The following is a 23,130-nucleotide window of genomic DNA, read 5'->3' on the forward strand; positions in this document are numbered from 1 at the left end:
TGCACGCAGCCGACTCTGAAGGGTTATGCTTTATGCAATGCGGGGAATCTCAAGGTCCGGTTGTTCAGTGCTGTTTGCAAGGTCAGACGGGTCGCCTTTGCTGCGCAGGAACCGTTCATTGATCCTGGCCCAGGCGTGACGCCAGCATGATGAGGATCCTCCCGTCGTGCAGATGGAAGCGTGTCTGATGATCGGGCAGTGCGGTCTGGCAGCCCGACCCCAAATTTTTCTGCATCCTTTTGCGAGTGTGTTCGTCTCCATAAGTGAGATGCTTCAACGGATGGTCCAGTCAAGGAGTTTGAGATGACCACGCGATTGCGCGAGCTGTACGCCAGCAATACTCGTGAAGGCAACCTGCTTTTCTTCATGCTGGCGGTTTTTCTGCTGATTTACTTTGTTCCCGCCGGAACGACCCGCTTCGACAATGCCGTCCTCGAGGCCGTTCGCCTGACCAACTGGTACGCCAGAGAGCACGTCATTCTGTGTTTGCTGCCTGCCTTCCTGATTGCCGGTGCAATGTCGGCGTATATCAGCCAGGGGGCCGTCATGCGTTACCTGGGGCCCGAGGCGTCAAAGCCCGTGGCCTTTGGCGTGGCATCGGTTTCGGGCACGCTGCTTGCGGTCTGTTCGTGCACGGTCCTGCCCTTGTTCGGTGGCATCTACAAGCGCGGCGCGGGGCTGGGGGCGGCGATTGCATTCCTTTATTCAGGACCTGCCATCAATATCATGGCTGTCGTCGTCACCGCCAAGGTGCTGGGGGCCGAGATGGGGATTGCCCGTGCGGTCGGGGCCATCCTGTTTGCACTGGTCATTGGCACGATCATGCACCTGATCTATCGCAAGGAAGAGGCGCAGCGAACGGTCAAGAACAGTCGCGGATTTGGTGGCGATGACACAGACAAGCCCATGAGTGTGATTGCGGTCTTTTTCGCACTGATGGTCGGGGTGCTGGTCTTTGCCAACTGGGCTGCTGCCGACAGCGAAACCTGGATGCAGATTTACGCATGGAAGTGGCAGATTACGGCACTGCTCTCCGCGGCCCTGGCGGGCCTGCTGATCTGGCGCTGGCACTGGCCTGTCAATCAGTTGCTGATGCTCACTGCTGCAGTTGTGATTGCGGCTGTGATCGTGCCGAGCGCACCAGAGCTGCCCTTTGCCATCGGTATTGCGGGCCTGATGATCATTTCGGCACTGCGCGAGCAGGATCGCGAGTGGTCGATACAGAGCTGGGATTTCGCCAAGCAGATTCTGCCGCTGCTGCTGGGTGGGGTTTTCGTTGCGGGCTTCGCGCTGGGCCGTCCCGGTCACGAGGGCATCATTCCCTCGGAATGGGTCGCGGCGGCTGTGGGCGACAACACACTGAGCTCCACCATCATCGCCTCGGTCCTGGGCGCGCTGATGTACTTTTCGACCCTGACCGAAGTCCCTATCGTTGACGCACTGATGGGGGCGGGTATGGGCAAAGGGCCGGCGCTGGCGCTCCTGCTGGCAGGGCCCGCGCTGTCCTTGCCGAACATGCTGGTGATCCGCACCATTCTTGGTACGGAGAAAACAGCAGTCTATTGTGCGTTGGTCGTGGTGATGGCGACCATCACCGGCTTCGTTTATGGCAACTGGTCCTGATTCCTTCAACCAGATCTATGGCAACAGTGAGGAAAGAAAATGAAATTCACGGTCTACGGCAGCGGCTGTGCCAAATGCAAACAGCTGACGGCAAATGCAGAAGAAGCGGCAAATGCGAAAGGCCTTGAATACGAGGTCGAGAAGGTGACCGATACCAATGCCATCATCGATGCGGGCATCATGCGCACCCCGGCACTGGCGATCGATGGAGAGATCGTAATTGAGGGCAAGGTTGCTACTGCAGCCGAGGTCCAGCAGTTACTGGCTTGAGCTTTATGGGGCGGATTCAAGTCTGACTTGAGTCTGCCCCCGTCGTTGCGCGCCGCCTGGTGCAACGAAGGGGGTACGCCGCTTCTTCGCCATTGCACCCGGATGGAGTGGTGGAACAGGGGAGAACCGGCCGCACCAAAGCGGCCGGAATCAATCAGCTGTACCGTTTGTCGAGGGCATCCCATTCGGGTTTTCCGACCAGGCGCTGACGTTCGGAAAATGGCGTGACAAGGCCGCTGGATTCGAGGAGCTGTTTCTCGTCGCGCAGCACGGTCAGCGCCTTCTGCATGCCGATCACGGCACCCTGCAGCGCGGCATTGGCATAGAGCACGATGCCGAAACCCAGTTCGCCGAGTTCGGTTGCGCTGAAGATCGGCGTCTTGCCGCCGATCACCATGTTCATCAGTTGCGGTGTGGACAGGCGTTGCGGCAAGGCGCGAATCTCCTCCGCTGTCGTCACTGCTTCGACGAAGAGGATGTCGGCACCGGCCTCGGCGAATTTCTGCGCGCGCTCGACGGCGGCCTCGAAACCATGCACGGCAGCGGCGTCGGTGCGCGCCATGATCAGCAGATTTTCGTCGCGGCGGGCGTCGACTGCAGCCTTGATCTTGCTCACCGCTTCCTCGGTCGAGATCACATCCTTGCCGTTGAAGTGACCGCAGCGCTTGGGCGCCACCTGGTCTTCGAGCTGAATGCAGTCGGCCCCGGCACGCTCCAGCGTGCGCACCGTGTGGTAGACGTTGAGTGCATTGCCGAAGCCGGTGTCGGCATCAACGATGAGCGGCAGTTCGACGGCATCGCGGATGCGCGCCGTGTGGTCGGCTATCTCGGCGAGGCCCATGAAACCCTGATCGGGCATGCCGTACCACATGTTGGTGACACCGGCGCCGGTAATGTAGATGGCCTCGTAGCCAAGATCGGCAATGACGCGGGCCGACAGCGCATTGAACGCGCCCGGCACAATGACGCCGCGCTTGGCGGCAACCAGTTCCTTGAGTTTCTTACGGGTCGACACGGTGAATTCCTTGTTCTGAACCAATCGCTGGGCACACGCACCCAGTATTCCATCAGCAAGCGGGCTGGTTCGCACCGACTTTGAACTGAGGCCCGAAGCTTAGACGAACTTCATAGGGTCAGTTCAAACAGGCGGCGATTCAATCTGAGGAAGCCACCTGAACACGCGGGTTTCGCCGTGAACACAGTGATGACCATGGAGGTCATCCGATACCAGGGCCGACCGGGGGCTGGGCGATTATGCGGCCAGCCCACGCCAAGAGACCTCAGGCAATCTTGCGGTGAGATCCAAGGGCAGTAGCGTCCGCTCCCTGATCCCCTGAGAAGCTAAGGGTGCCGTGGGTGACGATAGCCCGACCCCAAAAACGAAAATCCCCACTCAGTCCAGGACAGGCGGGGCGCGTGGTAACTGCGTGGGGTGTATCAGCCAGGCTGACTATCCAGAGTTTCAGTGCTGACGGGGCAATCAATGTCAGTGTGGAAACTGGCGGAGAGGGCGGGATGCCTCGGGTTTAAAAATAAACACTTTAAAAACAGCATTTTAAACAAATATTCTTCGATTTTGTAACACCGCAATGTAACACCAGCAGCACAGTAGGGATCGCATAAGCATAGCGGTGCTGCAAGTTGTTCTTGGCGAGATTACGGGGGTGGGGGGCGTGTTCGGCGACTAGGATCGTCACCTGGAGGTAGCGGTTGGCAGCGATTCATAGGGCCCCTGACGGCCGATGAAATGGCTCGAAGCTGGCATATGGGGCGCCAGTTCGTGAGACTGATCGAGATGCTTTATCAGGGGTGATGAGGATGAAGTCATTCTTCGACACGACCATGGAGTATGCACAAACGATAGAATGACGGCCTCCCTTGAGCTGGCGCATTCATGGCTTCACCCCGCACCCTTACGTATTCGCTGTACACCCACTGGGATGTCGTCGAGTCGCTGGTTCCCCTGACAAGGGATTTTCCGGCGTTCGATTCTCAACAGCTCCTGTCGGTTATCGCGCGTGCAAATCCTGCGCTCGATTCCGCCCAGCGTGATGAGGTGCTGCGGCAGATGGTGAGCTCAGACCTGTTGCGACTATTGCCGCGCGGCAATGCGCTGGAGCTCCATCCGTTGGTTCTTGAGTTTGTGCGTGGTTTGACGCGCGAGCATGACCTTGGCTTGTCGGAGGTGCTGCGCGCTCGAGTCGATGCCATCAAGGATGCGACGGCACGCCTTGCTGACGGGGTGTCGTCCAATCAGTCGGATTCGATGCGCGGTGGAGCGCAAAAGCTCTCAGAACTGTTCCGCCAGATCAGCCAGCAGCTCGATCAGGACCGACACGCGATACTCGAGTTGGCCGAACGGGCGAAATCGGCGGATGCCAATCTGCCTCTTTCACGACGCTATGCGGAGGTGCTCGAAGCCTATGACAGCTATGTCGAGCCCATGGCCGAAATGATGGACAGTGGCCCGAGCGGTACTTTTTATCGTCATCTTGAGAATGCTGAGCAGGCGCTCGACGTTGCGGTCGATACCCTGGAGGTGCGCGGCGCGCTCTACACACATCGGCTGGCCATGCGGCAGGTGGCGTTTCAGGCAAAGGAGTTGCGCCGGCTCGGCCGTGAAGTGCTCAAACAGTGCAGCGACACGCTTTTGCCACTGCGTGAGGAGCTTCGGCAACACAACGCATTGTCTGCGGCGATTAGTCACTTGCTGGGCCAGGTGCGCAAACGTGGCCTGCGTCGTACCTTGCGAAGCGCCACCTTGCCTCTTTGGCAGCGCGACATGCAACGCCGAGTCACGGTCGGAAACGAAGTGCTCACGCTGATGAGCGAGGCCCTCAACTATGTACCGGACACGGTTGCGTTTCCAGAAGAGGATGGGGGCAGTAAAGAGCCCCTGTTCGATCTCGTTGATGAGGGTTCGCTGTTGGCTGCCTTGCGCCGCGACGCTCCCATCGACAATCTGCTGGAATGGCTACATCGCCAGTATCCGCAGTGGAACGATGCCACAACCTTGCGGCTTTACCATGAGATCGTGCAGCAGCCTCAGTGGCGAGCTGATCAGCCGGAAAGCCCTGTCTCACAAACGCTCAACACCGTGCGGGTGAGGCTCCATCCGCATCGAATCCTGGCCTCAAACGATCCAGCATGAATACCACCGTCACAATCGACCTGAACCGTCTGCCATCGCTGGCCGATCTGTTTGCGCAGTTCAACGCGGGCAAGCATCTCAATCGCGTTGGCAACCACAGCCTTTGGGCTGAGCTCGAACGAGAGCAGGCCCAATATGAAGCGCTCTTTGCCGCCCTTGGCTATGCGCTGAAGATCGATGGCAGGGGGTTTGCATGGTTTCACGTTGAAGAAAGCTCGCAGAACGTCTCGAAGACAACGCGGCAACTCGCTTTGCTTTTGATGCTCATTTTCGAGTTCAAGGCGGACGCAGGCGTTCATCTTGCGAAGTTCACCGACTGGGTCATCGACCAAGGCCTTTTTGATGCCTTGATCGAGAAGAACGAGATGCTCCTCAAGGCAGAGAACCTCGCCGACGTCGAGTCGCTTGCACAGGTGATGCGTGCAGCGTCGAACTACGGCTTTGCGACTGCAGACCAAGGCGGATGGCGCCTGCTGCCCGCCGTGTTCCGTTACCTGGACCGGTTCGAGGAGTTGGCTCGGAAGGCGCCGGATGAGCCCGGTGATGATGAGGTTGAGGAGGCCGAGTTGTGATTCGATACGGCTTTCAGCGCCTCGCCTTGCTCAACAGTGCCGGTTACCAGCGCGCCGAATTGCCGCTGGATGCAGCGGTCTCATTGATTGCGCCGAACAACACCGGCAAGACGAGTGTAATCAACGCCCTGCAGTTTCTGCTCATCATCGACAAGCGGCGCATGGATTTTGGCGCACATGATGTCGATACCAGTCGGCGGTTCTATTTTCCCAGCAACAGCGCCTACATCTTGCTTGAGGTTTCGCTGCCAAAGAGCGGGACCGTTGTGTTGGGTTGCGTCGGCAAGGGCGTGAGCCATGATTACGAGTACTTTGCGTACAGAGGGGAGTTGGCGCTTGATGATTTTCGACTCCCCGATGGCACGACGGTAGCGCAGCCGCAGTTGGCCGGCCACATGGCACAGCTTGGACGGCTGGTGTTTTCATACAGTTCGAGTGAATTCGCCGACGTGCTCTATGGTGGGCGCAGGGGGCGACGACCGGACCATGAGCCTGACTTCACGGTCTTCAAGCTCGAGCAGCCCAGCAACGCGGCTGTTTTCCAGAAGGTCCTCACGCGCACGCTGCGCCTCGATCGGCTCACCTCGACAGAGGTAAAAGCCTATTTGCTCGAGATCTTCAGGCACGACTTGTCCGATGCGAGTATCGACTTCAAGGCGGAATGGGATAAGGCGTTTGCCGACGTGAATGCCGAGCGTGCGCAGTACGATGCTGCCCTGCGCCAGCGTCCCCTGATTACGCAGCTTGAACAGTGTCACGCCGAGCGCAGCGTTCTCCGAGGAAAGGTTCTGCACTTTCGGCCAATCATTGACGCCCTCCTGGTCGATTGGGATGCATATCAGCGCAGCGAGCTCGAGTCCTTGCGCTCGCAGTTGGCTCAGGTCGAGAGACTCGAAGCCGACCTGCAGGAGCGTGACCGCAATCTGGTCAGAAGGCAGACGCAGGATTCCGAAGTGCTCCGCCGATTGCAGCAGCAGACCGCGCGGATGAACGAGCTGGCTAACAAGTTTGATCTGATCCCGGAGCGGCGCGTGCTTGAGGAGCGTTTGGTCGAAGCTCGCGGACAGTACGACTCGCAGGCCGCGCTCGTAGTGCGAGCAGCCAGTCGGGGAGCTGCGACGATCCGCAGAGAGATCGAGAGCGTTGCCAAGCAACGTCAACGCCTCGCGGATGAGCTTGCCACCCTGGCAGACAATCTCTATTTGCGCCTGCATGCAGAACTTGAGGGCGAGGAGCTCGAGCGGCTCAATCGCGTGCTGGCGAAATCCGTGATGCTGCTCCCGTCAAAGGCCTGCGAGCTGACGCCGACGCTGCTGCGCGACTGGCTGCGTGCAGGCGGTGACACGCAACTCTTGTTGCCGGGACTCACCCTCGATCTCGCCTCGCTGGAACATCAGCACGAGCAGCGCTCCAATCAGGAAATTCAGGAAGATTTGCGTGAGTTGGAGATGCGCGCGCCTCAGCTCGAACAGGAGCTGACGGCCGCGCTTGCCCTTGATGCGGCCAAAGCGCGCAAGGCCGAGCTGGAGCGCGAGGTCGGACAGATACAACTCGAGCTTGCAGCCTTTGATGAGCTCCTTGGGTTGCGTGAAACGCGGTCTGCTCGGGAGGAGGAGATTGCTGCGCTGAATCTGCGCCTGGACGAGGCGAAGCAACTGCTCGACAGCGCCAAGGACGAGGTAGCAAGGATGCGTTCCGAACAAAAGCGCATCCAGGGGCAGATTTCACAGTTGGAGGGGCAGCATCGGCTGGTCATCAATCTGCGTAATCGTCGTGGGGACGATGACCCGATGTTCGACAGTCTCGCGGAAATGCCACACCAGGTTTGGATTGGAAACAGTGATGTCGCATTGTCAGACCTCGCCGAGGCGCTTCAGGCCTATCAACAAGACTGTCGCAACCTGATGCAGCTGGAAGAGCGCATTCACGGACACGTGGCGACGCTTCATGCAGGGGGGCTCACCAAGTACCAGTTCTCCGATTCTCCCGAGATCGAAATTCAGCATATCGTCGGATTTGCAAACCACCTCGTTCAGGAAGCCGAGGCGCTGGAGCGCAAGGCTCGTACGGCGGTCGTGAACGTGACCGCGTGCCTTAGGCAGTTGCGTGACGGGCTGCGGCGTTTCAAAAGCGCCATGCGTGACTTCAACCGGCTGGTCAGTCGACGTCAGCTCTCCGATCTGGCGGTGTTCAAGATCGAGCCGGTGGATGAGACGCTGTTAGTGGAAGCAATCGAACAACTCATCAGCACTGCGGAACACGCAGAGAGTGGCGAGACCTTCGAGCTCTTCAACCATCACAGCGTGCTGGATGACGCAGCTCTCAATCGCGCCAAGACGCTGCTGATCGAAGAGGGCGCTGCGCGCGGCTGTTTGCGGGTCGAGCATTTCTTCAGGCTCGAATTCGTCGTTGGCAAGCTGGGGCGCAAGCCGGAGTCCTTTACGGATATCGACAGCGCAGCATCGAACGGCACTGTGCTGATGGCGAAGCTGGTCACCGGGCTTGCGCTCTTGCATCAGATGCGGGATGAGCGTCACGACGTCCAGGCCGTGTGCTATCTCGACGAAGCCTCCGCGCTGGATCAGCGCAATCAGCGCAGCCTGATCGATACCGCAGAGGATTTTGGTTTTGCGTTGATCTTCGCGTCACCGGCGCCACTCATTACTGCACGCTACTGCGTACCCATCACCAGCCGGGGAGGGCACAACATCATCAGCAAACAGAACTGGCAGATCATCGAGCCCTGCGAACAGGACGCAGTCGCGCCATGAGCAGGGGCCTGGCTGCGGCACTGTCCAAGCTTCTTGCCAAAGGTGATGAGGCAAGCGCCAGTGTGTTTTCTCCCGAACAGCGCAGAGTCCTGGACGAGTTCGCGCGGCGCACGAACTTCGTTGCGCAGGCGCCGAAGGGACGGGGCTCTGTTTATCAGGTCGTCGATCGATCGGCGCTGGAGGCGCACCTTCGCACCATGCGCCCCGATATCCCCGAGAACCTGCCCGAAGGCCTGCCCCGACGCGCTGCAAATGTGGCCACGCACCGTGATAGCAAGGCGCTCAAGCCTGCCCACGATATGCACTACCTGCTCCTGAAGGCGGTCGGCGCCGGTGTGAGCTGGTGTAACGGTGCAGGTGATGTCTTTGATCTCTCGTCGGTGACACAGGTGGCCGGGGTTGGTGCACTTGCCACGCGCGCCACGGATGATTGGTACTCCGACCGCCCCCTTTGGCTGGTGGAAAACCAGGCACTCTTTGATCGAACAGACTGGCTCGCACCGAATGCGCAGGTCAGCCTGATGTATTACGCCGGTCACATTCCAGACCGGGTGCTCGAATGGCTCTCAGTGAAATCGCGTGCTCAGGAGGTCGTTTTGTTTCCCGATTACGACGGCACCGGACTGCAGAACTACGCAAGGCTCCTTGAGCGCTGCAGCGCCCCCTGTGCATTCTGGCTGATGCCTCAATGGGAGTTGCTCCTGGCGCGTTATGGCAGCGATGCGGTGTGGCGCGATACGCAGCATCAGTTCGTCACGGCAGTAGACCGTTTAAAGGCGCTCGATGCCCCGCGCGAAGTACTTGAGCTTTGTGCTGCGATGAACCGTCAGGGCAGGGCGCTGGAGCACGAGGCGGTGTGGTTGAGTCGCGCTGCAACTGAACGAGGGTTGCTTTCACATGAGTGAGTCAACGGCTTTCATCGCCGATTTTTACTATGTCAGCCATATCGAGACTGCAACGATTCCTTTCTCGCGCTTGAGCGGCATCCTTCTTCAGATGCATCAGGGAAAGAAACTGACATCCAACTCACTGGGTTTCTTGAAGCAACAGAACTTGCCTGGCTTGTATCGGCATGCTTGCGGAGAAACGACCTATGACGCTTACGTTGAAGGACTTGATGCTGCGTATTTGAGCAAGGCTCAGGCAGCGAAAGCTGCGAATCACGCGAAAGAAATCGAAAAGAAAGCACGGGAGGCTCAATATGTACCCCGCAGGCCCAATCGTGGATCCCCTAAAGTGACCAAGGAACTGGACAGGGAGGCTGAGCGCGCTCTTCGTCGAAAGCGCGAGCGGGAGGAGACGGAAGCCGTGCTCAAGGCGCAAAGGGAGCGCCAGGCTGTATGGAAAGAACAGCGCGCGCGAAACTGCGAGCTTGCTGCCGCGGCATACCAAGCTCGTGTCGCCATCCAGCAAGGTATCGAGCCAACATCCCTTGAGCTCGCGCAGTATTTTCATGTTTCACACATTGCTTCTGCGATGTCATCGCCCGTGAGCGAACTGTTGAAGGCGCTCTACATGGGACGTTTGCTCACTGCTGATGAGCTTGCTTGTTTGAAGCAAACAGTACCAGACGACTTGTATAGACTCGCGTATGGCCAGCTGACCTTTGATATTTACGTCAAGGTGGCCAAGGTTGTCGAGGCTGAGGCAATTGCAATCAAAGCAAGAAACGACGCTCTTGAGGCAGCCCGCCTTGCACGCGAGAGTGATCCCGCGTACATCGCGATGATGAAAACGAGGGCTCTGTTCGAAAAGTACAAGATAGGGTTACGGGATCCGTCGTTGGAGCTGCGTATGACCGAACTCCTGGAACAGATCGATACAGGCACGCGGCTCTCAAAGGAAGACTTGGTGTGGCTCAGCACGACTGCCAGAAAATATTTCACGCCACCGATTCGACAGGAATATCACCGACTCGAAGCGGTGTTCCACGCCAGTCAGTACCGACGCACCCAGGATCCATGGAGCGCAATCAACGCATGCGGGCACTTTCGTAAGTGTGAACAGCCGAAAGCCGCGCTGGAGCTAATCGGCAGCATTTCCCCTGAACGACTGAAACATCCGAAAGTGCGATCCGCCCTGCACACGACTCACGGCGGCGTGTTGCGCGACCTCGGGGAGCGAATAAAAGCGATTGAAATGGGAGAGAAGGCTCATGTACTGATGCCCCAGGACTACCGTCCCTGTACGTTGCTTGGTGCGGTGTATATGGAGCAACGCAAATTCAACGAAGGCCAGGACTGGTATGAGAAGGCCAGAAAGAGAGGCGCACCAGAGCATGGCATCGACTCGGAACTTCGAAGCATCTACGGACAACTCGATTCAGCAGGACGCGAAGCTATGCGGCGCGTGCTGCTTGCGGAGGATCCACATCGATATCCCTGGCTTAACGGGGCGGCTTCTCAGGCAGGAAAGAAGGCCGCTGGTTAAGGGCGCTACCCACCGCGCCTCTGGCCTCGGCAGCCAGCCACGCATACTCGACGACATACGGATGTGACGTCTGTAAAGCCGGGAGCGCGTAATCTGGGAGCACAACATTCTGGGATGTCGAGGAGGGGCGAAACATGGCAGCTTCCACTGATGTGGATGTGTAGAGCGAACTCTGGCGTTCGTTGCGCCTGAACAGCGCCATTGCACGGGGGGTAACATGCCATCGTTGTGCGACAATTGGATGGCTTCTTCATGAACGAGCCCTCAAACCATGGCGGCCAAGCTATCCCCTTGTCTGATGTCTGTGCGGCACGATGCGGGCCTTTACCGCGAATTGGACGTGCTGGAGCGTCTTCAGTTGTCCTTGCCGGATGGCTATGAAATATTTCACAGCGTTAACTGGCACACGATTCATCACGGCAGTGATGTCTATGGCGAGATCGACGTTGTTGTCCTTGGCCCCTCAGGGAACATGTTGCTGATCGAGGTCAAAGCAGGTGACGCCATTCTGCGGGATGGGCAGCTTTACAAGCTCTACGACGGACACGAGCGGGACATCACAAAGCAGTCCCAGGTGCAGTATGCAGCGATGCGAAACCGACTTAGCGCGGCAAAGCTCGATTCCCACGTCGACCATTGCCTTGTCCTGCCCGACTACAACGTCGACGATACCCATATCATCTCGACGCCCCGGGAGCGCATCATTGGCGCGGGCGAGTACGACACGCTGGGTCGCCGTGTTCGCGAGTTGATACCGACTACGTCGTGCAAAAGTGATGTGGAAGCGGTACGGCGCTTTCTCGCAAACGAGTTCAAGGTGTCGCCCGATCTCAGGGTGTTGGGTGATCAGTTGCGCAAGACCAGCCGACAGTTGTCCGATGGTCTCGCAACTTGGGTACCGCGTATCGAAGCCCCGTCGGGTGTGATTCGCATTCAAGCGACGGCTGGCTCCGGTAAGACGCAACTGGCGCTGCGCCTGCTGGAGGATGCTGCAACGGAGGGGAAAAGGGCGCTCTACGTGTGCTTCAACCGGACGCTTGCAGATCACATCGGACGCATTGCTCCGGCCCGGGCGAAGGTCACGAGTTTCCATGAGCTGTGCGTTGCGCATTACCGGCGTGCAGTGGGCGAGCCAGATTTCAGTGCCACGGGTATCTTTGATGTCGTTGCCGAGGTCTACTGCCGCGATGCCGGTGTGAGCGCCTTGCGCTACGACCTCATCGTGATTGACGAAGGCCAGGACTTCGAGCCGGCCTGGGTGGCCGGCGTGCTCGCGCAACTAAACGACGATGGACGGTTCTACTTCCTCGAGGACGAAGCGCAGCGACTCTACAAGCGCGACGACTTTGATCTGAACGGTGCCGTGACGCTGACCTGCAGCGACAATTTCCGTTGTCCGACGATGATCGTGAATGTCATCAACGCACTGGGTTTGGCGAATCGTCCTATAGATTCACGAAGCCCCTTTGCCGGTGAGCTACCAGAGTTTCGTCGCTATAACAGTGAGCGCGAACTTGTGCATCAGACCGCCCAAGCAGTGCAGTCCCTGATCAGCCGAGGTGTCGCAGTTGAGAACATCGCCGTACTCACTGGCCGAGGACATGCTAACTCGTCGATCCTCAAGAAGAACCAGCTCGGAGACTTCACCGTTCGCCGATTCACGGGGCAGTACTCAGTGGATGGAGAGCCGATCCATACCGACGGCGACCTGCTGCTGGAATCAATCTATCGCTTTAAGGGCCAAAGCGCCGATGGCATCGTGCTTACCGAGTTCGACTTCGAAACGCTAGACGACCCAGTTAGACGGAAGCTGTTCGTGGGAATGACGCGGGCGCATTTGGCGGTTGAGCTGGTGTTGTCCGCCCAGGCAGATTCTGCGCTAGAGCGAGCGCTCTTGGGGTGACGTGAGTTTTGGCGGGGCGGACGGTGCGTTGTTATTGTGATGGGTCAAGGGTTCTTGACGCAGAGGCCGCGAGCAGTGTGCGTGCAGTCACCGCCAATGCCAAGGTATGAGGATATGGAGAAAAACACGATAATTAGGGCGCGGCAGGAACCAAAACCGCCAAGCATTCCACTTCAGGTGCGTCGAACGGGAGCTTCATTGCGGCAATGTGGGAGCGAACAAGGTCTAAGCCGATTTGAATAAAGTGATGGGCTTGATCGATTGCAGCACTTTCGGTTGGCTGAACTGCACTGTCTGTCGATCGGGCCTCAAGGGAATTCAGGAAACTGAGCACCTCGGAATCGTTCAGCAGCGCAGGCTTTAACGGGCTGTCCTCGACGCCGATCAGAACCCGTTTGACTTGTCCTTGTCCGGTTGTTACTCGATCGAAAACCTCGAACACGGCGAGTACATTGTTCAGTGCAGGAACGAGTGCTACCTTGGCAGGGAAACCTTTTGCTTGGCGCAAGGCTTGATCGATGACTGGATGACCAACTCCAAGGATGCGAGCTTGTGCGTCTTTGCCTTCAACGTCTCGGCGAAATACTGATCGCTCATACTTCCGAAGTATCGCAGGAGAGTTTCGCCAAGCGTCTGGGGTCAGGAATGTGAGCCCCTCGGATGTGACCTCCGGGCGCCTGCCGTTCTGCTTGAGCATCGAAAGGAAGAACGGTTCGAGGTCTGGAAGATCTGCAGTAGGGACGTTCTTCAGCCCGCTCAGATCAAAACCATCAGCATGTCCGAGGAGTGATATTACGGTGTCGATCGCTTCTGCTCCCCCGAAGTTTTGAGTCTTCTGATCGAACCATTTGTCGAATCCCTCTCGGGGCGCATCCTTTGCCTCCTGAAAAAGTTCGTCGAAAACTTTCTGCTCGGTCATGCCCAGTACGAGTTGGAGCAGGTCTTCGGGCTCGTCCATTGCTGCGCCAAGCGCCCGCATGATGTTGTTCAACTTCTCTTCCAGCTTGCTCCAGATGAGCGATTCGACGGTGTCAGGATTACGCAGGGACGCGACCTGCACCTGATGCCGTTGGCCGAACCGATTGACGCGCCCTACCCGCTGATGCAAACGCATCGGGTTCCAGGGCAAATCGACGTGAATCAATGAGTGGCATCGGACTTGTAGGTCGATGCCTTCGCCTCCCGCCTCTGTTGAAACCAAGAAGCGAATCGCCCCGGAGTTGAATGCGTCCCCTGTTAAGTCGCGCGCCATGCTTAAAGAGTTAATCTTTCCGTCGGGAAAGAGAACCTCGCGAAGTCTTCCGTCGCCGTTGATGAAGCCAACGCTCTTCTCGCCGAAACGTTTCATCAGGGCGCTCAGCACCAGGGCTTGAGTGGCCTTATACTCTGTGAACAGCAGTACGGACTCATCGGCAAATCTTTCTTCAATGATCTCTATGACTCGCTGTATGCGACTTTCAACGACTACATGCTCGGCTGCCTCAATAAGTCGGTTCAGGTGAAGAATCTCGTCCTCCATGAGCTTGAGGCTGTTCTTTTGGTCGTCGAGGATCCAGCGCTTCAGGATGTCATTGTCGTCGGTGCCGTCATCCTCCCTGACAAACTCGTCGGCTTCCATCCTCAAGTTCGACGCACGATCCTGAATTCGAGCTAATCGGGTGCGGAGCGCCCCGCGAACAGCGGCGACCGAACTGGATGCGAGCTTCTGGAGGGCGATCAGCACGAGCATGACTTGACCGCGCCCCTGCGAACTCAGCGTCGAAGCATAGGCCTTGCCTGATGAGATGAAGGCAGTCATCGTCTCGTAAAACTGGGTCTCTTCCGGCGAGTATTCAAAGGTTTCGGGAAACTGCAGGATTGGCTGAAACAGTGGGGCCCCCTGCATGTCAACGACCTTCTGTTTGCAGTTTCGAATCAGCCTATTCGGCAACTTGCTGAGCATCGACGTCCTGGGTTTGCTTGGGCCGAACGTATCATCATCAACCAGGCTCATCAGTGACCAAAATCCAAAGTCTTTGCCCCGATGTGGAGTAGCCGTAAAAAGCACACAAGAGGTTATCTTCCCCATCTTCTGCATCTTTTCGATCAGCTGAAAGCCTAGCGTCTTGCCTGTTGCCTCATCTGCGTGCAGGTGGTGAGCTTCATCGACAATCACCATATCCCAAGCGGGTGCATCCAGCAGGCGCTCATGGCGATCGTTCCGGTCCAGTCGCAGCGTTGGTAGGGATGCGACGACCTGTTGATGGATATTCCAGAAGTCGCGCTTTCCACTATCAAGATCCGGTTGATAGATCGATAGCCGAATATCGAACATCTGCCGCATTCGATATTGCCATTGCTCAACGAGCGAGGCTGGAGTCAAAATTAGTATGCGTCTTGCGGTTCCGCGGGAGATCAATGGCCACAGAATCAGGCCGGCCTCGACCGTTTTTCCGAGTCCGACATCATCCGCGATCATCAGACGTACGGGCCACTTACGCAATGCACGGTGGCACACCCAGAGTTGGTGCGGCAGGAGCGAAATACGGGACCTAGAAAAGACGCCCCATGAATCGTTTAAGGATGTAATGGCTGACGCCTGTATGCGCGAAATCGTTTCAGTTCCTGAGCTGAACTCACCACTTGTCAGTGCATCTTCAGGGCTTAACCGGTCTTCGATACTGCTTACAGGCACCTCCTCAATTCCATGAACAAAGCGGATAACCAATGTGAGGCCGTTGTCCATCAGGACCGTCCCCACGCCGAGGGTAGGGTGTAAAACCTGCCTTTGCATCATGCTGAAATCCCGGTCATGTTGAACTCGTCATCGTCGTCCTCGATGACTGCATTACAGATCCCGTAAAGCAGATTTTCGTCTTCGGCAAGAACGAGTAGAGGAATATCGAAGTCCCCACAAAAGGTGGCCTCTTCCGGTCCAAGCGAACGCACGAGTGCATCCCAGATGGCTGGTCCTCTGCAATCTGGAGGAAGCGGGACGCCGATCGCCTCAAACAGTCTCAAGATCCGAGCCGCAGGCATATAAGCTAAACGATGCGCTGCGGGATTCTTTATGACCTTGTTCCTCAGCAGTTCGCGAACAACAATATGAGCGCCCATTTTCATCGTTCGATCAATAGCGGGGGCCGACCAACCGGCGCCTTGGAGGCTTGCATCGGTGACCGGTTTGAGAAACATCTCTGAATCGAGCTGCATTGGGCTTCGAAAGCGTATACCCTCGAATAGAGCGACATATTGGTCAAGCCAATACGCTAGTTGGTAGAGCCGTGGAAAGGTGTCTAACCAATAGTCGTAATGCTGTCCGCTATCACCTCCTTCGGCAAAGCCCTTCAAGATTCCGAGCCAAGAGTCACCGTGTTCCTCGGGATGCCTCTCGCAGATAACATCCCACCAACGCCTCTTTTGCATGTATTCGATGAAACCGCGGCTCTGACTGGCCTTAACTCGTCCAAGGCGCTGGAAGACGCCAATCGCGAAGAGGGTCATCCAGGCGGTTCGATTTACTTCCCCGTCGGTGAAAGCGAGGCCCTCAAGCGCACCGCCCGGAAATAGTGAATCGAGATGCTTTTGCCTGTAAGGCGCACCCTCTGTTTTCCACCAAGTGTAAATCGCTTCAAGTGCCTTCTCGCCTCGGTAATAAGGCGGAGGCGGGGCGGCGGGAAAAAACTGCGGAGCAGTGCTTCCTTGAAGAAACTGATCTGGTGCCAGCGCACGCCAGACTGGCAAGCGGTCCTCATGAGGTAGCTTACCCAGCAGTGGATCCTGAAAGGTAATGCCGTTAAGCCAAGACTTGTTGCGAACGCGTTCGGCAACGTCTCGGCCAAGCTGACCGAGTGCAAGATAGCGTAGCCCCGCGAGCCTATGCTCCTGCATGTCTGCGTGAAGAATCCACTCGGCAAGTGTTGTTGAGGGAGCTTGCAGCCGGCCTCTGCACCGGATGAAAAAGCTGACCGCACCTTTGTCATACGAGTGGTCAAGTCGATTTGCTTTAGGTGCAAACTCCAGACGAAGACGCTCATCCTCGTAGTCTGCTCCGGTTGCATGGCATAGAAGTTCTTGAGCAGTCGCCCAAAGCTGACTTGTTGTCAGAAAACGCAGTTTCGACGTCAGTTGCGGGTCGATCTCCACTGCAATACCGTTTGACTCGAGTTCACAAATCAAAGCCTCGAGTGCTGCCGCAGCATTCGGGGAGCACTCCTCTTGCTTGCAGTGACCTTTAATCAGAGCGTTTATGTCGACAGTTCGGATCCGCGCCACCAAGCCGGCCTTTCTCAGCAGCGCAGCAACAGAAGTGCTAATCAGGTCTGATTCGTCGTTCTGAACTAGCGTCAGGCGCTGGAGCTTCTCCAGAATGCCTTGTCTGGCCCAGCTATCGTCAACTTGAATCACTCCATCGACATTACCTGATTGTACAAAGGTAGCGTAAGTGCCGGGAAGACCGTTGGGAATTTCCCCGCCGGATTTGACCCAAGCATCGAAAGCACTACCAACGAACTCGCCAACCATTCCAGCGAGGTCGCTGCTTGCCTTTGTGATAGTTCGTTCTCCCAGTAGTTTCCATAGCCCACCCCAAAACTCGGCCGGGGTTTTCTCTTCTACGAGGCCAAGCTTTCGTTGATGAGCTTTCCACGTCTCTGGAATGCGTTCCTCGATGCTGAGTTTGGCAAGACTGCATCCAAACGCGTCTCCAAGCGATTTTAGTAACGCGATATTCTTGGTTTTGTTTCCGGCAAGCCTTCCTCGTCCGGGATCGATCTTGAACGCACCATTAATGATGAATCCAATCCGGTCAGTTTCGCGTGTCGGGGCTGTGACCCAGATTGGCGGCACGCCTTTGTCCACCGGCTCACATCCCGATGGGGTCAGCCTGATTGCGACGTCACCTGTGGATGATCGGACGATCAACAGGCGTGTCTGGTGGTCTGGCGACGTGGGTAAATAAGTCTCGCCGATCTCAATGTCCGACGAAATTTCGTGTGGCATCCAGGATGCGACTCTCGACGAACCTGGAGTCTGGAGCCGTATATGCCTGATCGCTCTAGAAAAGACTGACAACAGTCCACTGTGCTGCTCAAACCGGCCGAGCACTGTTTCCTGAGAGGCCTGAGGCATCTCAAGCTCGATCAACGTACCTCTGTGTTGAAGGTCGTCTGTGTGTTCAGACAGGATCTGGGTGGCTCCTTCGCTATCAGTCCATGGGTCGGGGAGGATTCCTCCATGAATCTCTAAGCGCAAGTCGCCGCTGACAATGCGAGGGCGATCGCAGACGAGGAAAACGCTCTTGAAGCCGAGTCCAAATCGTCCGGTGACACTTTCATCGTCCGGTTTGTCCGATGCGGACAGTATGAGCATTTTCTTAAGGTCATCAGCGAAGCCGTGCCATCTGCCGGCTAACCCATGCGGCCCGCGGTAGTTTATCAAGCGACCCCAGTGCATGATTCTTACTGCTGATCTGTCCGCCTGGGCCACAAATCGGCGTGCTTGTTCGGGTATCACGAAGTGATTCGACCCGTTGGCTTCACATCGTGCCAACTCAACTGCTGCATCGTCGGCGTTCTGGAATAGTTCGAAAAGTACTGCGTCCGGCTCGTATTGATATTCCCTAAGTTTTGACTTTACTCGCGAAAGCACGAGCGCTTGGGCTGCAGGGACGTCCGTCAGGCAGCGAGCAACATCCTCAAGGCGACTCTGATAGCGCGCTTGAGCCTTCGCGATCTCATTGGATGGCGCTTTGTGGTGAATTGCGGAGAAATATTTGGTGTGTTCCTCATCAGCACGTTCCAGCTTCGCCTTGATTGGAGGCTCTCGATGCGCACCAAGCTGCTCAAGATAGAAAGGGAGGCTGTCGAGAATCTTCCTTTTTGCGATGGCAAGCTCAAGCTGATCACTCTGATTGAGCTCTCGCCACAACTCATCAACAAAATCGTGCCTTGCCTTATGAATGGTACGGATTAAATATTGAGTTGTACGCTTTAGGACCTCGCTCAGCTGGGAGCCATCGAGTTTGATGAAGTTTGACGAAGGTGAGAGTTGCAGGAGGAATGCACTATGTTCATGTACTTTTACCCGGTATGGTGCGCCGACGACCAACATCTGTGGGTTGCGTTTGAGCGGAAAGCTGACGGGCGTGCCAAGTAGGTTCGGCACCTGAACGATGTCATTTTCAACGATCGACAGAAGAACTATTAGCGTTTTTGATTCAACTGACTCCGCGAGGGTGTTTGATCCTTGTTGCGTAGCAGGATTCAGCGAGCCGCCGCACAGCTTGCGTCTGATATGTTCTATCGAGTGAGCCGTTCCAAGATAATGTTGTGACAAGGGCTCGAAGCTTGGGCCAAGAGTTGCCAGGAGAGACCCCACTGCAGACCCTTTCGTCAGGACCTCCCAGCCTTTGAAGTATTCTGAGGCCAGCTTTGGTGCGTTGCCAGGCACTGCGTTATGGTTGGGTATCTGGGTTGGATGAGCGACAGCAGTGTCCGCCAAGTCCGATCCGGCGCAATAGATGAAATCGCTCAGGGCTTGTCGTTCGTCATCATCAATCAAATACGATTCATCAATTCCGGTCGCATCGGCGCAGAGTTCATGTGCATGCTTCCAGGATGAATCTTTGGCCCGAAGTAGAAGTTTGGCTACGACTGTTTTATCGCATTCGGGGTGTTTGGCAAGGCAGTGCAGGTAAAGTAGGTGGGCCTGTGTTGCCGCCTGGTCCGAGGGGCCTGCCTGCCGAGCCAGTTCATTCAGGACTTCGACGAGCGCGTTAATGGAAAGCTGCGCTTGCGTCCGGTGTTCCGTCAGTCGGTCCCACACCGGGACCTGAAGTAGTCTTGCGGCTTCCGACAGCAGCTTCCAGCCAGGCAGGGTCTGAATACGGATGAGGGCCGGCAGTGCGCGTTCAATAAGCGGAATTGTTTCGACTGGAAGGCTTCCGATAGCGTACGAGGGAGCGAACTCAAGGGCGCGCAGAAGCGTCTCAAACGCTCGGCTACCTGAAGGAATCAGTCTTTCGGCCAAGACATGGTACGCAGGGTGTCGCCGAACTTCCTCTAATAGCATTTTTTTGGTCGCGAATCTGTAGCCGGTCTTAGAGGCAAGGCGCTCGAGTTCGTCTTCCTGTCCAACGATATGGATCACGTTGGCAGGAGCAACGACGTTCCCACCCGCCAGAGGTAGCCAACCTCTATTGCGCAACTGGGTATCGATGTTCATGAAGCCGCTGCTCTGTGCGCTCATCCCATCCAGAATCAACGACCAGTATTTACCGCGATCGTCGGATGAGAGTGTCAAAGATACGACAGCTTCCGCGGATAGCTGTTTAACCCACTCTCGCTGATGATGCTGAACGACTGGATCTGCTGATAAGCAGATCAGCCGCACCTTTGTTTTGAGCGCTGGCGGTAGTTCTAGCTCTCCCGCGCGATATACGTCACTTTCTATGCAACCAAAGTATTCCGTTTCAGCCACGATTCGGTGCAGGGGCAGACGCCGCCAGGCTTCCTCGTCGGTGACCGCCTGCAAGACTTCATTCCGTTCTTCCTCGGTGAGGTCATTGGCATCGATATCTTGGCAGTTAGCAGACGAGAGCCGTTTGACGACCTCGAGGCGATCGATGCTATTGATGCCAAGCCTCGCATAGTCAGCCGCCTTCAGATTCTCGCTCAACGATTCATTGATAATCTGCCAAGGTGCTGCCGACTCGACCATGGTCCAGAGTTTTTGCCATACCGGCGATGTTCCCTTGTTCCGGATCCAGAGTTCGGCGTTGGACGGCCGTTGCGCTGCATTTCCATGAAGCAGGTAGCGCATACCCAATCTTGCCTGGGCAAACTGTCCTTCATCGTTGGAAGCGGTTGTGGGGAGGCTCAGCGCGTCGATGAGCCTCCTCCTCGCCTCAAGACTGCCCAGCCGGGAGTTCGATGTGAAGACGCAAACTAGAATTTCCAGATGCCGCTCCGCAGATGGAAGTCGATGCCCGGTGCCGAATACAGCCTCGGTATATTCGCGCTTCAGTTGAAAGATCGGTTGCTCCGGAAGGGCATCAGCTAACAGCCTCAATGATTCTGGGGTGCCGCCAGTCGAAGTTCCCATTGCAAAAAGCGCTTTTTGGTTCCACAAATCGTTTATGCGGCGCCAAGAAAGGGACTGATCGCGGCCGGTTTTTACGTCCATGGCCTGAATGACGCGTAGATCCCTATTTCGGGAAAGAAAGAGCTGACGCTCGCCAGCATCTCTAAGGCCGTCGAGAAGCATGCTGGCTGCCCACATGGCGGAAACCGCGTGTTCATCACGTTCCATGAGGGGTTGAAGTGCAGCAAGCCATTCAACTAGCGACGATTGATCGGGTGGCGCCCCCACATTCTGGTCGAACAAGTCCTTCGGGATGAGGAGCTGCTCCGAGTCGATCTCCCAAAGGGCTTGAAAGCACGCCTCTGAAACGGACGAGGCGGCACTCGCATCGCGTGTGCCAACTGCCACACATCGGTCGGTCAGGCTGGAAAATACGCTAGAAAGACTTTTGCCGAGCCGTCTGGCGCCTGCCAGCCCGGAGCGGATCAGGCCTTCACGAAGTTTTGCAACCAGTGCTGATTTGCACGAAGGCGTGTTTAAGTAGGGTAGCTGCTGCGTTGAAGACATCCCGAGCCACTTCGAGAGGTAATCAAGCCCGCCTTTTGTGAATAGTTTGACGACGTCGAGAGAACGTATCGCTTCAAGAGTTGCGTTCTCATCCCACTGCGTCAGCCTCTCGGTGATTGACGGTGCATCTGCATCGAAAGGGACCCCAAGCTCAGCGAGTTTCGGGAAAACGTCCCACGGGCGCCCCTTGTCAGATTCTGGGGGGGCCGGAATGGGCAGGAGCGTGACTTCATCTTCCTGCAATCGCCACACTGCCCCCTGCGGGCGGAGGATTCTGATCCACGACCCTCCGTTGGCAACGGTACGTCTTAAACTCTGCGCTTTCCCCCCGAGATCCACGCGCCCCAACCACGATTCAAGGGCCCCCGTTAGTTGACGAATCTGCTCGTCTTTGACTGCCCATGCCTCGCAATAAAATTTCAGCGCCGGTAGCAGCATGGGCAAGACCACGCGGTCGACCAAGGACCTGTTCCAGGTTCGCCTTAGCGAAGACTCATCGAAGACGTTTCGAGAATCGTCTGATTGACTGAAAAGGGCTTCGAACCCAAAGATACCTTTGCGGCCCGCATCAACGAAGAATTGTCCGTGGAGGGTGATTCGGTACCGGCGCGACGAGGCCGGTATCGGGATCGAAATTGAGTGCTCTTCGAGAGGGAGAAATACAGCCCAATCTACCGTGAGCTCTCCCACATCTCCGTCCATGTGAGAAATGACAACCGCCCCTTCGGGACTTGACTTGTCAGGCGCGAGCTCCTCCAACCCGGTCTCAGGGTTGCGAAAATACGATTTGGGCCAAACCTTCTGGTCTTTCAGGCGAAAAAAGTACGCGTCCATCTCTGCGGCAGGGAAATGCTTTGCCGCAACGTGCAAGGGTGCGTTGGCTCCCTCAATCCGGTAGCGTGCCTCGATGTTTGCAGCTTCGCCGCCCAGAAGTGCGAGCCGTCCCCCATCGGGAGATGTCTTTAGTTGTAGATCGAAGCCGCGCTCGGGGTGTTCGTAGGTGGTTCGGGCAAGGCTGGGTAGCATCGCGAGCACCGCAGCCAGTAGAGCAGGGAGATCGTTCTTTTGCAGGAAGCCCAACTCGCCGCTGTCAGCGTCGCCTGGATAGCATTGAATGATCGGCCCCGTGCTGCCCAGTAACGCGCGAGTTCGGAGCGGGAGCCAGAGAAAGAAGCCGGTGTCGCCCTGTTCCAATGTTTGCTGCGAACGTGCGAGGCCCTCGAGCAGTTGCCAGTCAGCCTCCTCAACCTGGTTCCATTCGCTATGAAGGTGATTCGGCCGCTTGTTGTCCCACGGATTGATGATCTCGCGGATGAGTGTTTCACGGCTTGGCATTCCTAGATATAAGAATGCCTCGGCGAGGTGGAACACGCTTTTCATTCCGAGACCAAACTTGCCGATCGTCGAGGCGTCTCCAGCCTTGCTATTGATACCGAAGCTCCGAATCGCGTCCTTGTCCTCTTCCTTGAAATGACCGTCGTTGAAGAACCAAAGGGCAGGCTGAATCAGCAAAGGGTGAGACGACTGGCCTTCAAATCCCGGATGATGACCAAAGCTGAACCGTGTCGCCTTTGCGTCGTTTGCGTTCTGGATGAGCTCCTTGAGAACAGGAAACCCGCTGTCGTAGCGATCTCGCAGGTTGTCTGTAATCAGGTTAATGATGTTCGGTTCAAGGCCGCTCATTCAGCTTCTCCACACGGATTGCTTTGGTTCATCGGATACTGCATTGTGCTTCGATTATGACAATCGAAGATGCAGCAAATCCAGATCGCTTGGCGATTT

The 23,130-nt window shown here is 56.7% G+C and carries 11 protein-coding genes; 8 read left to right on the forward strand and 3 right to left on the reverse strand.

The features are described 5' to 3' along the window. Positions 1 to 303: 303 nt before the first annotated feature. Together CEW87_RS13985 and CEW87_RS13990 are read left to right on the forward strand one after the other, a co-directional pair. Positions 304 to 1,623 (forward strand): permease, encoded by a 1,320-nt coding sequence (locus CEW87_RS13985; protein WP_108973903.1) that lies wholly within the window; start codon positions 304 to 306, stop codon positions 1,621 to 1,623. Positions 1,624 to 1,662: 39 nt separating this feature from the next. Then, on the forward strand, positions 1,663 to 1,893 hold the full coding sequence (locus tag CEW87_RS13990; protein WP_108973905.1) for a thioredoxin family protein: 231 nt from the start codon (positions 1,663 to 1,665) through the stop codon (positions 1,891 to 1,893). A 154-nt stretch (positions 1,894 to 2,047) separates the two neighbouring features. Here the strand turns inward: CEW87_RS13990 and CEW87_RS13995 are convergent, their stop codons facing one another. Further along, positions 2,048 to 2,908, reverse strand: coding sequence for an isocitrate lyase/PEP mutase family protein (locus CEW87_RS13995; protein ID WP_108977231.1), 861 nt, complete (start codon positions 2,906 to 2,908; stop codon positions 2,048 to 2,050). 879 nt (positions 2,909 to 3,787) lie between these two features. Here CEW87_RS13995 and CEW87_RS14000 point away from each other — a divergent pair. The 6 genes from CEW87_RS14000 (at position 3,788) to CEW87_RS14025 (ending at position 12,720) form a co-directional block, all read left to right on the forward strand. Beyond that, positions 3,788 to 5,044 (forward strand): hypothetical protein, encoded by a 1,257-nt coding sequence (locus CEW87_RS14000; protein ID WP_108973907.1) that lies wholly within the window; start codon positions 3,788 to 3,790, stop codon positions 5,042 to 5,044. Next, positions 5,041 to 5,616: a condensin complex protein MksE gene (locus CEW87_RS14005; protein ID WP_108973909.1), complete on the forward strand. Its 576-nt coding sequence runs from the start codon at positions 5,041 to 5,043 to the stop codon at positions 5,614 to 5,616. Before CEW87_RS14000 ends, CEW87_RS14005 begins: the two co-directional genes overlap by 4 nt. Positions 5,617 to 5,777: 161 nt before the next feature. Further along, positions 5,778 to 8,387 (forward strand): hypothetical protein, encoded by a 2,610-nt coding sequence (locus tag CEW87_RS14010; protein WP_199917024.1) that lies wholly within the window; start codon positions 5,778 to 5,780, stop codon positions 8,385 to 8,387. Further along, the gene (locus tag CEW87_RS14015) at positions 8,384 to 9,292 is read left to right on the forward strand and encodes a DUF7281 domain-containing protein (protein ID WP_108973911.1); all 909 of its coding nucleotides are present in this window, start codon (positions 8,384 to 8,386) and stop codon (positions 9,290 to 9,292) included. The genes CEW87_RS14010 and CEW87_RS14015 overlap by 4 nt, the downstream gene beginning before the upstream one ends. Next, positions 9,285 to 10,817, forward strand: a complete 1,533-nt coding sequence (locus tag CEW87_RS14020; RefSeq protein WP_108973913.1) for a hypothetical protein — start codon at positions 9,285 to 9,287, stop codon at positions 10,815 to 10,817. The genes CEW87_RS14015 and CEW87_RS14020 overlap by 8 nt, the downstream gene beginning before the upstream one ends. A 271-nt stretch (positions 10,818 to 11,088) precedes the next feature. Further along, a complete protein-coding gene (locus CEW87_RS14025) occupies positions 11,089 to 12,720 on the forward strand; it encodes a nuclease-related domain-containing DEAD/DEAH box helicase (protein WP_108973915.1) in 1,632 nt (543 codons plus the stop codon). 133 nt (positions 12,721 to 12,853) lie between these two features. Here the strand turns inward: CEW87_RS14025 and CEW87_RS14030 are convergent, their stop codons facing one another. Together CEW87_RS14030 and CEW87_RS14035 are read right to left on the reverse strand one after the other, a co-directional pair. Then, complete coding sequence (locus CEW87_RS14030; protein WP_108977235.1) at positions 12,854 to 15,445, reverse strand: DEAD/DEAH box helicase; 2,592 nt, start codon at positions 15,443 to 15,445, stop codon at positions 12,854 to 12,856. A gap of 47 nt (positions 15,446 to 15,492) precedes the next feature. Continuing rightward, complete coding sequence (locus CEW87_RS14035; protein ID WP_108973917.1) at positions 15,493 to 23,031, reverse strand: sacsin N-terminal ATP-binding-like domain-containing protein; 7,539 nt, start codon at positions 23,029 to 23,031, stop codon at positions 15,493 to 15,495. Positions 23,032 to 23,130: the final 99 nt, after the last annotated feature.

It is taken from the genome of Parazoarcus communis (assembly GCF_003111665.1).
Taxonomy (GTDB): domain Bacteria; phylum Pseudomonadota; class Gammaproteobacteria; order Burkholderiales; family Rhodocyclaceae; genus Parazoarcus; species Parazoarcus communis_B.

What these genes read in the sequence shown, in the direction of transcription:
- CEW87_RS13985 (WP_108973903.1), top strand. Translation starts at nt 304, where the DNA reads ATGACCACGCGATTGCGCGAGCTGTACGCCAGCAATACTCGTGAAGGC.
- CEW87_RS13990 (WP_108973905.1), top strand. Translation starts at nt 1,663, where the DNA reads ATGAAATTCACGGTCTACGGCAGCGGCTGTGCCAAATGCAAACAGCTG.
- CEW87_RS14000 (WP_108973907.1), top strand. Translation starts at nt 3,788, where the DNA reads ATGGCTTCACCCCGCACCCTTACGTATTCGCTGTACACCCACTGGGAT.
- CEW87_RS14005 (WP_108973909.1), top strand. Translation starts at nt 5,041, where the DNA reads ATGAATACCACCGTCACAATCGACCTGAACCGTCTGCCATCGCTGGCC.
- CEW87_RS14010 (WP_199917024.1), top strand. Translation starts at nt 5,778, where the DNA reads ATGGATTTTGGCGCACATGATGTCGATACCAGTCGGCGGTTCTATTTT.
- CEW87_RS14015 (WP_108973911.1), top strand. Translation starts at nt 8,384, where the DNA reads ATGAGCAGGGGCCTGGCTGCGGCACTGTCCAAGCTTCTTGCCAAAGGT.
- CEW87_RS14020 (WP_108973913.1), top strand. Translation starts at nt 9,285, where the DNA reads ATGAGTGAGTCAACGGCTTTCATCGCCGATTTTTACTATGTCAGCCAT.
- CEW87_RS14025 (WP_108973915.1), top strand. Translation starts at nt 11,089, where the DNA reads ATGGCGGCCAAGCTATCCCCTTGTCTGATGTCTGTGCGGCACGATGCG.
- CEW87_RS14030 (WP_108977235.1), bottom strand. Translation starts at nt 15,445, where the DNA reads ATGGACAACGGCCTCACATTGGTTATCCGCTTTGTTCATGGAATTGAG.
- CEW87_RS14035 (WP_108973917.1), bottom strand. Translation starts at nt 23,031, where the DNA reads ATGAGCGGCCTTGAACCGAACATCATTAACCTGATTACAGACAACCTG.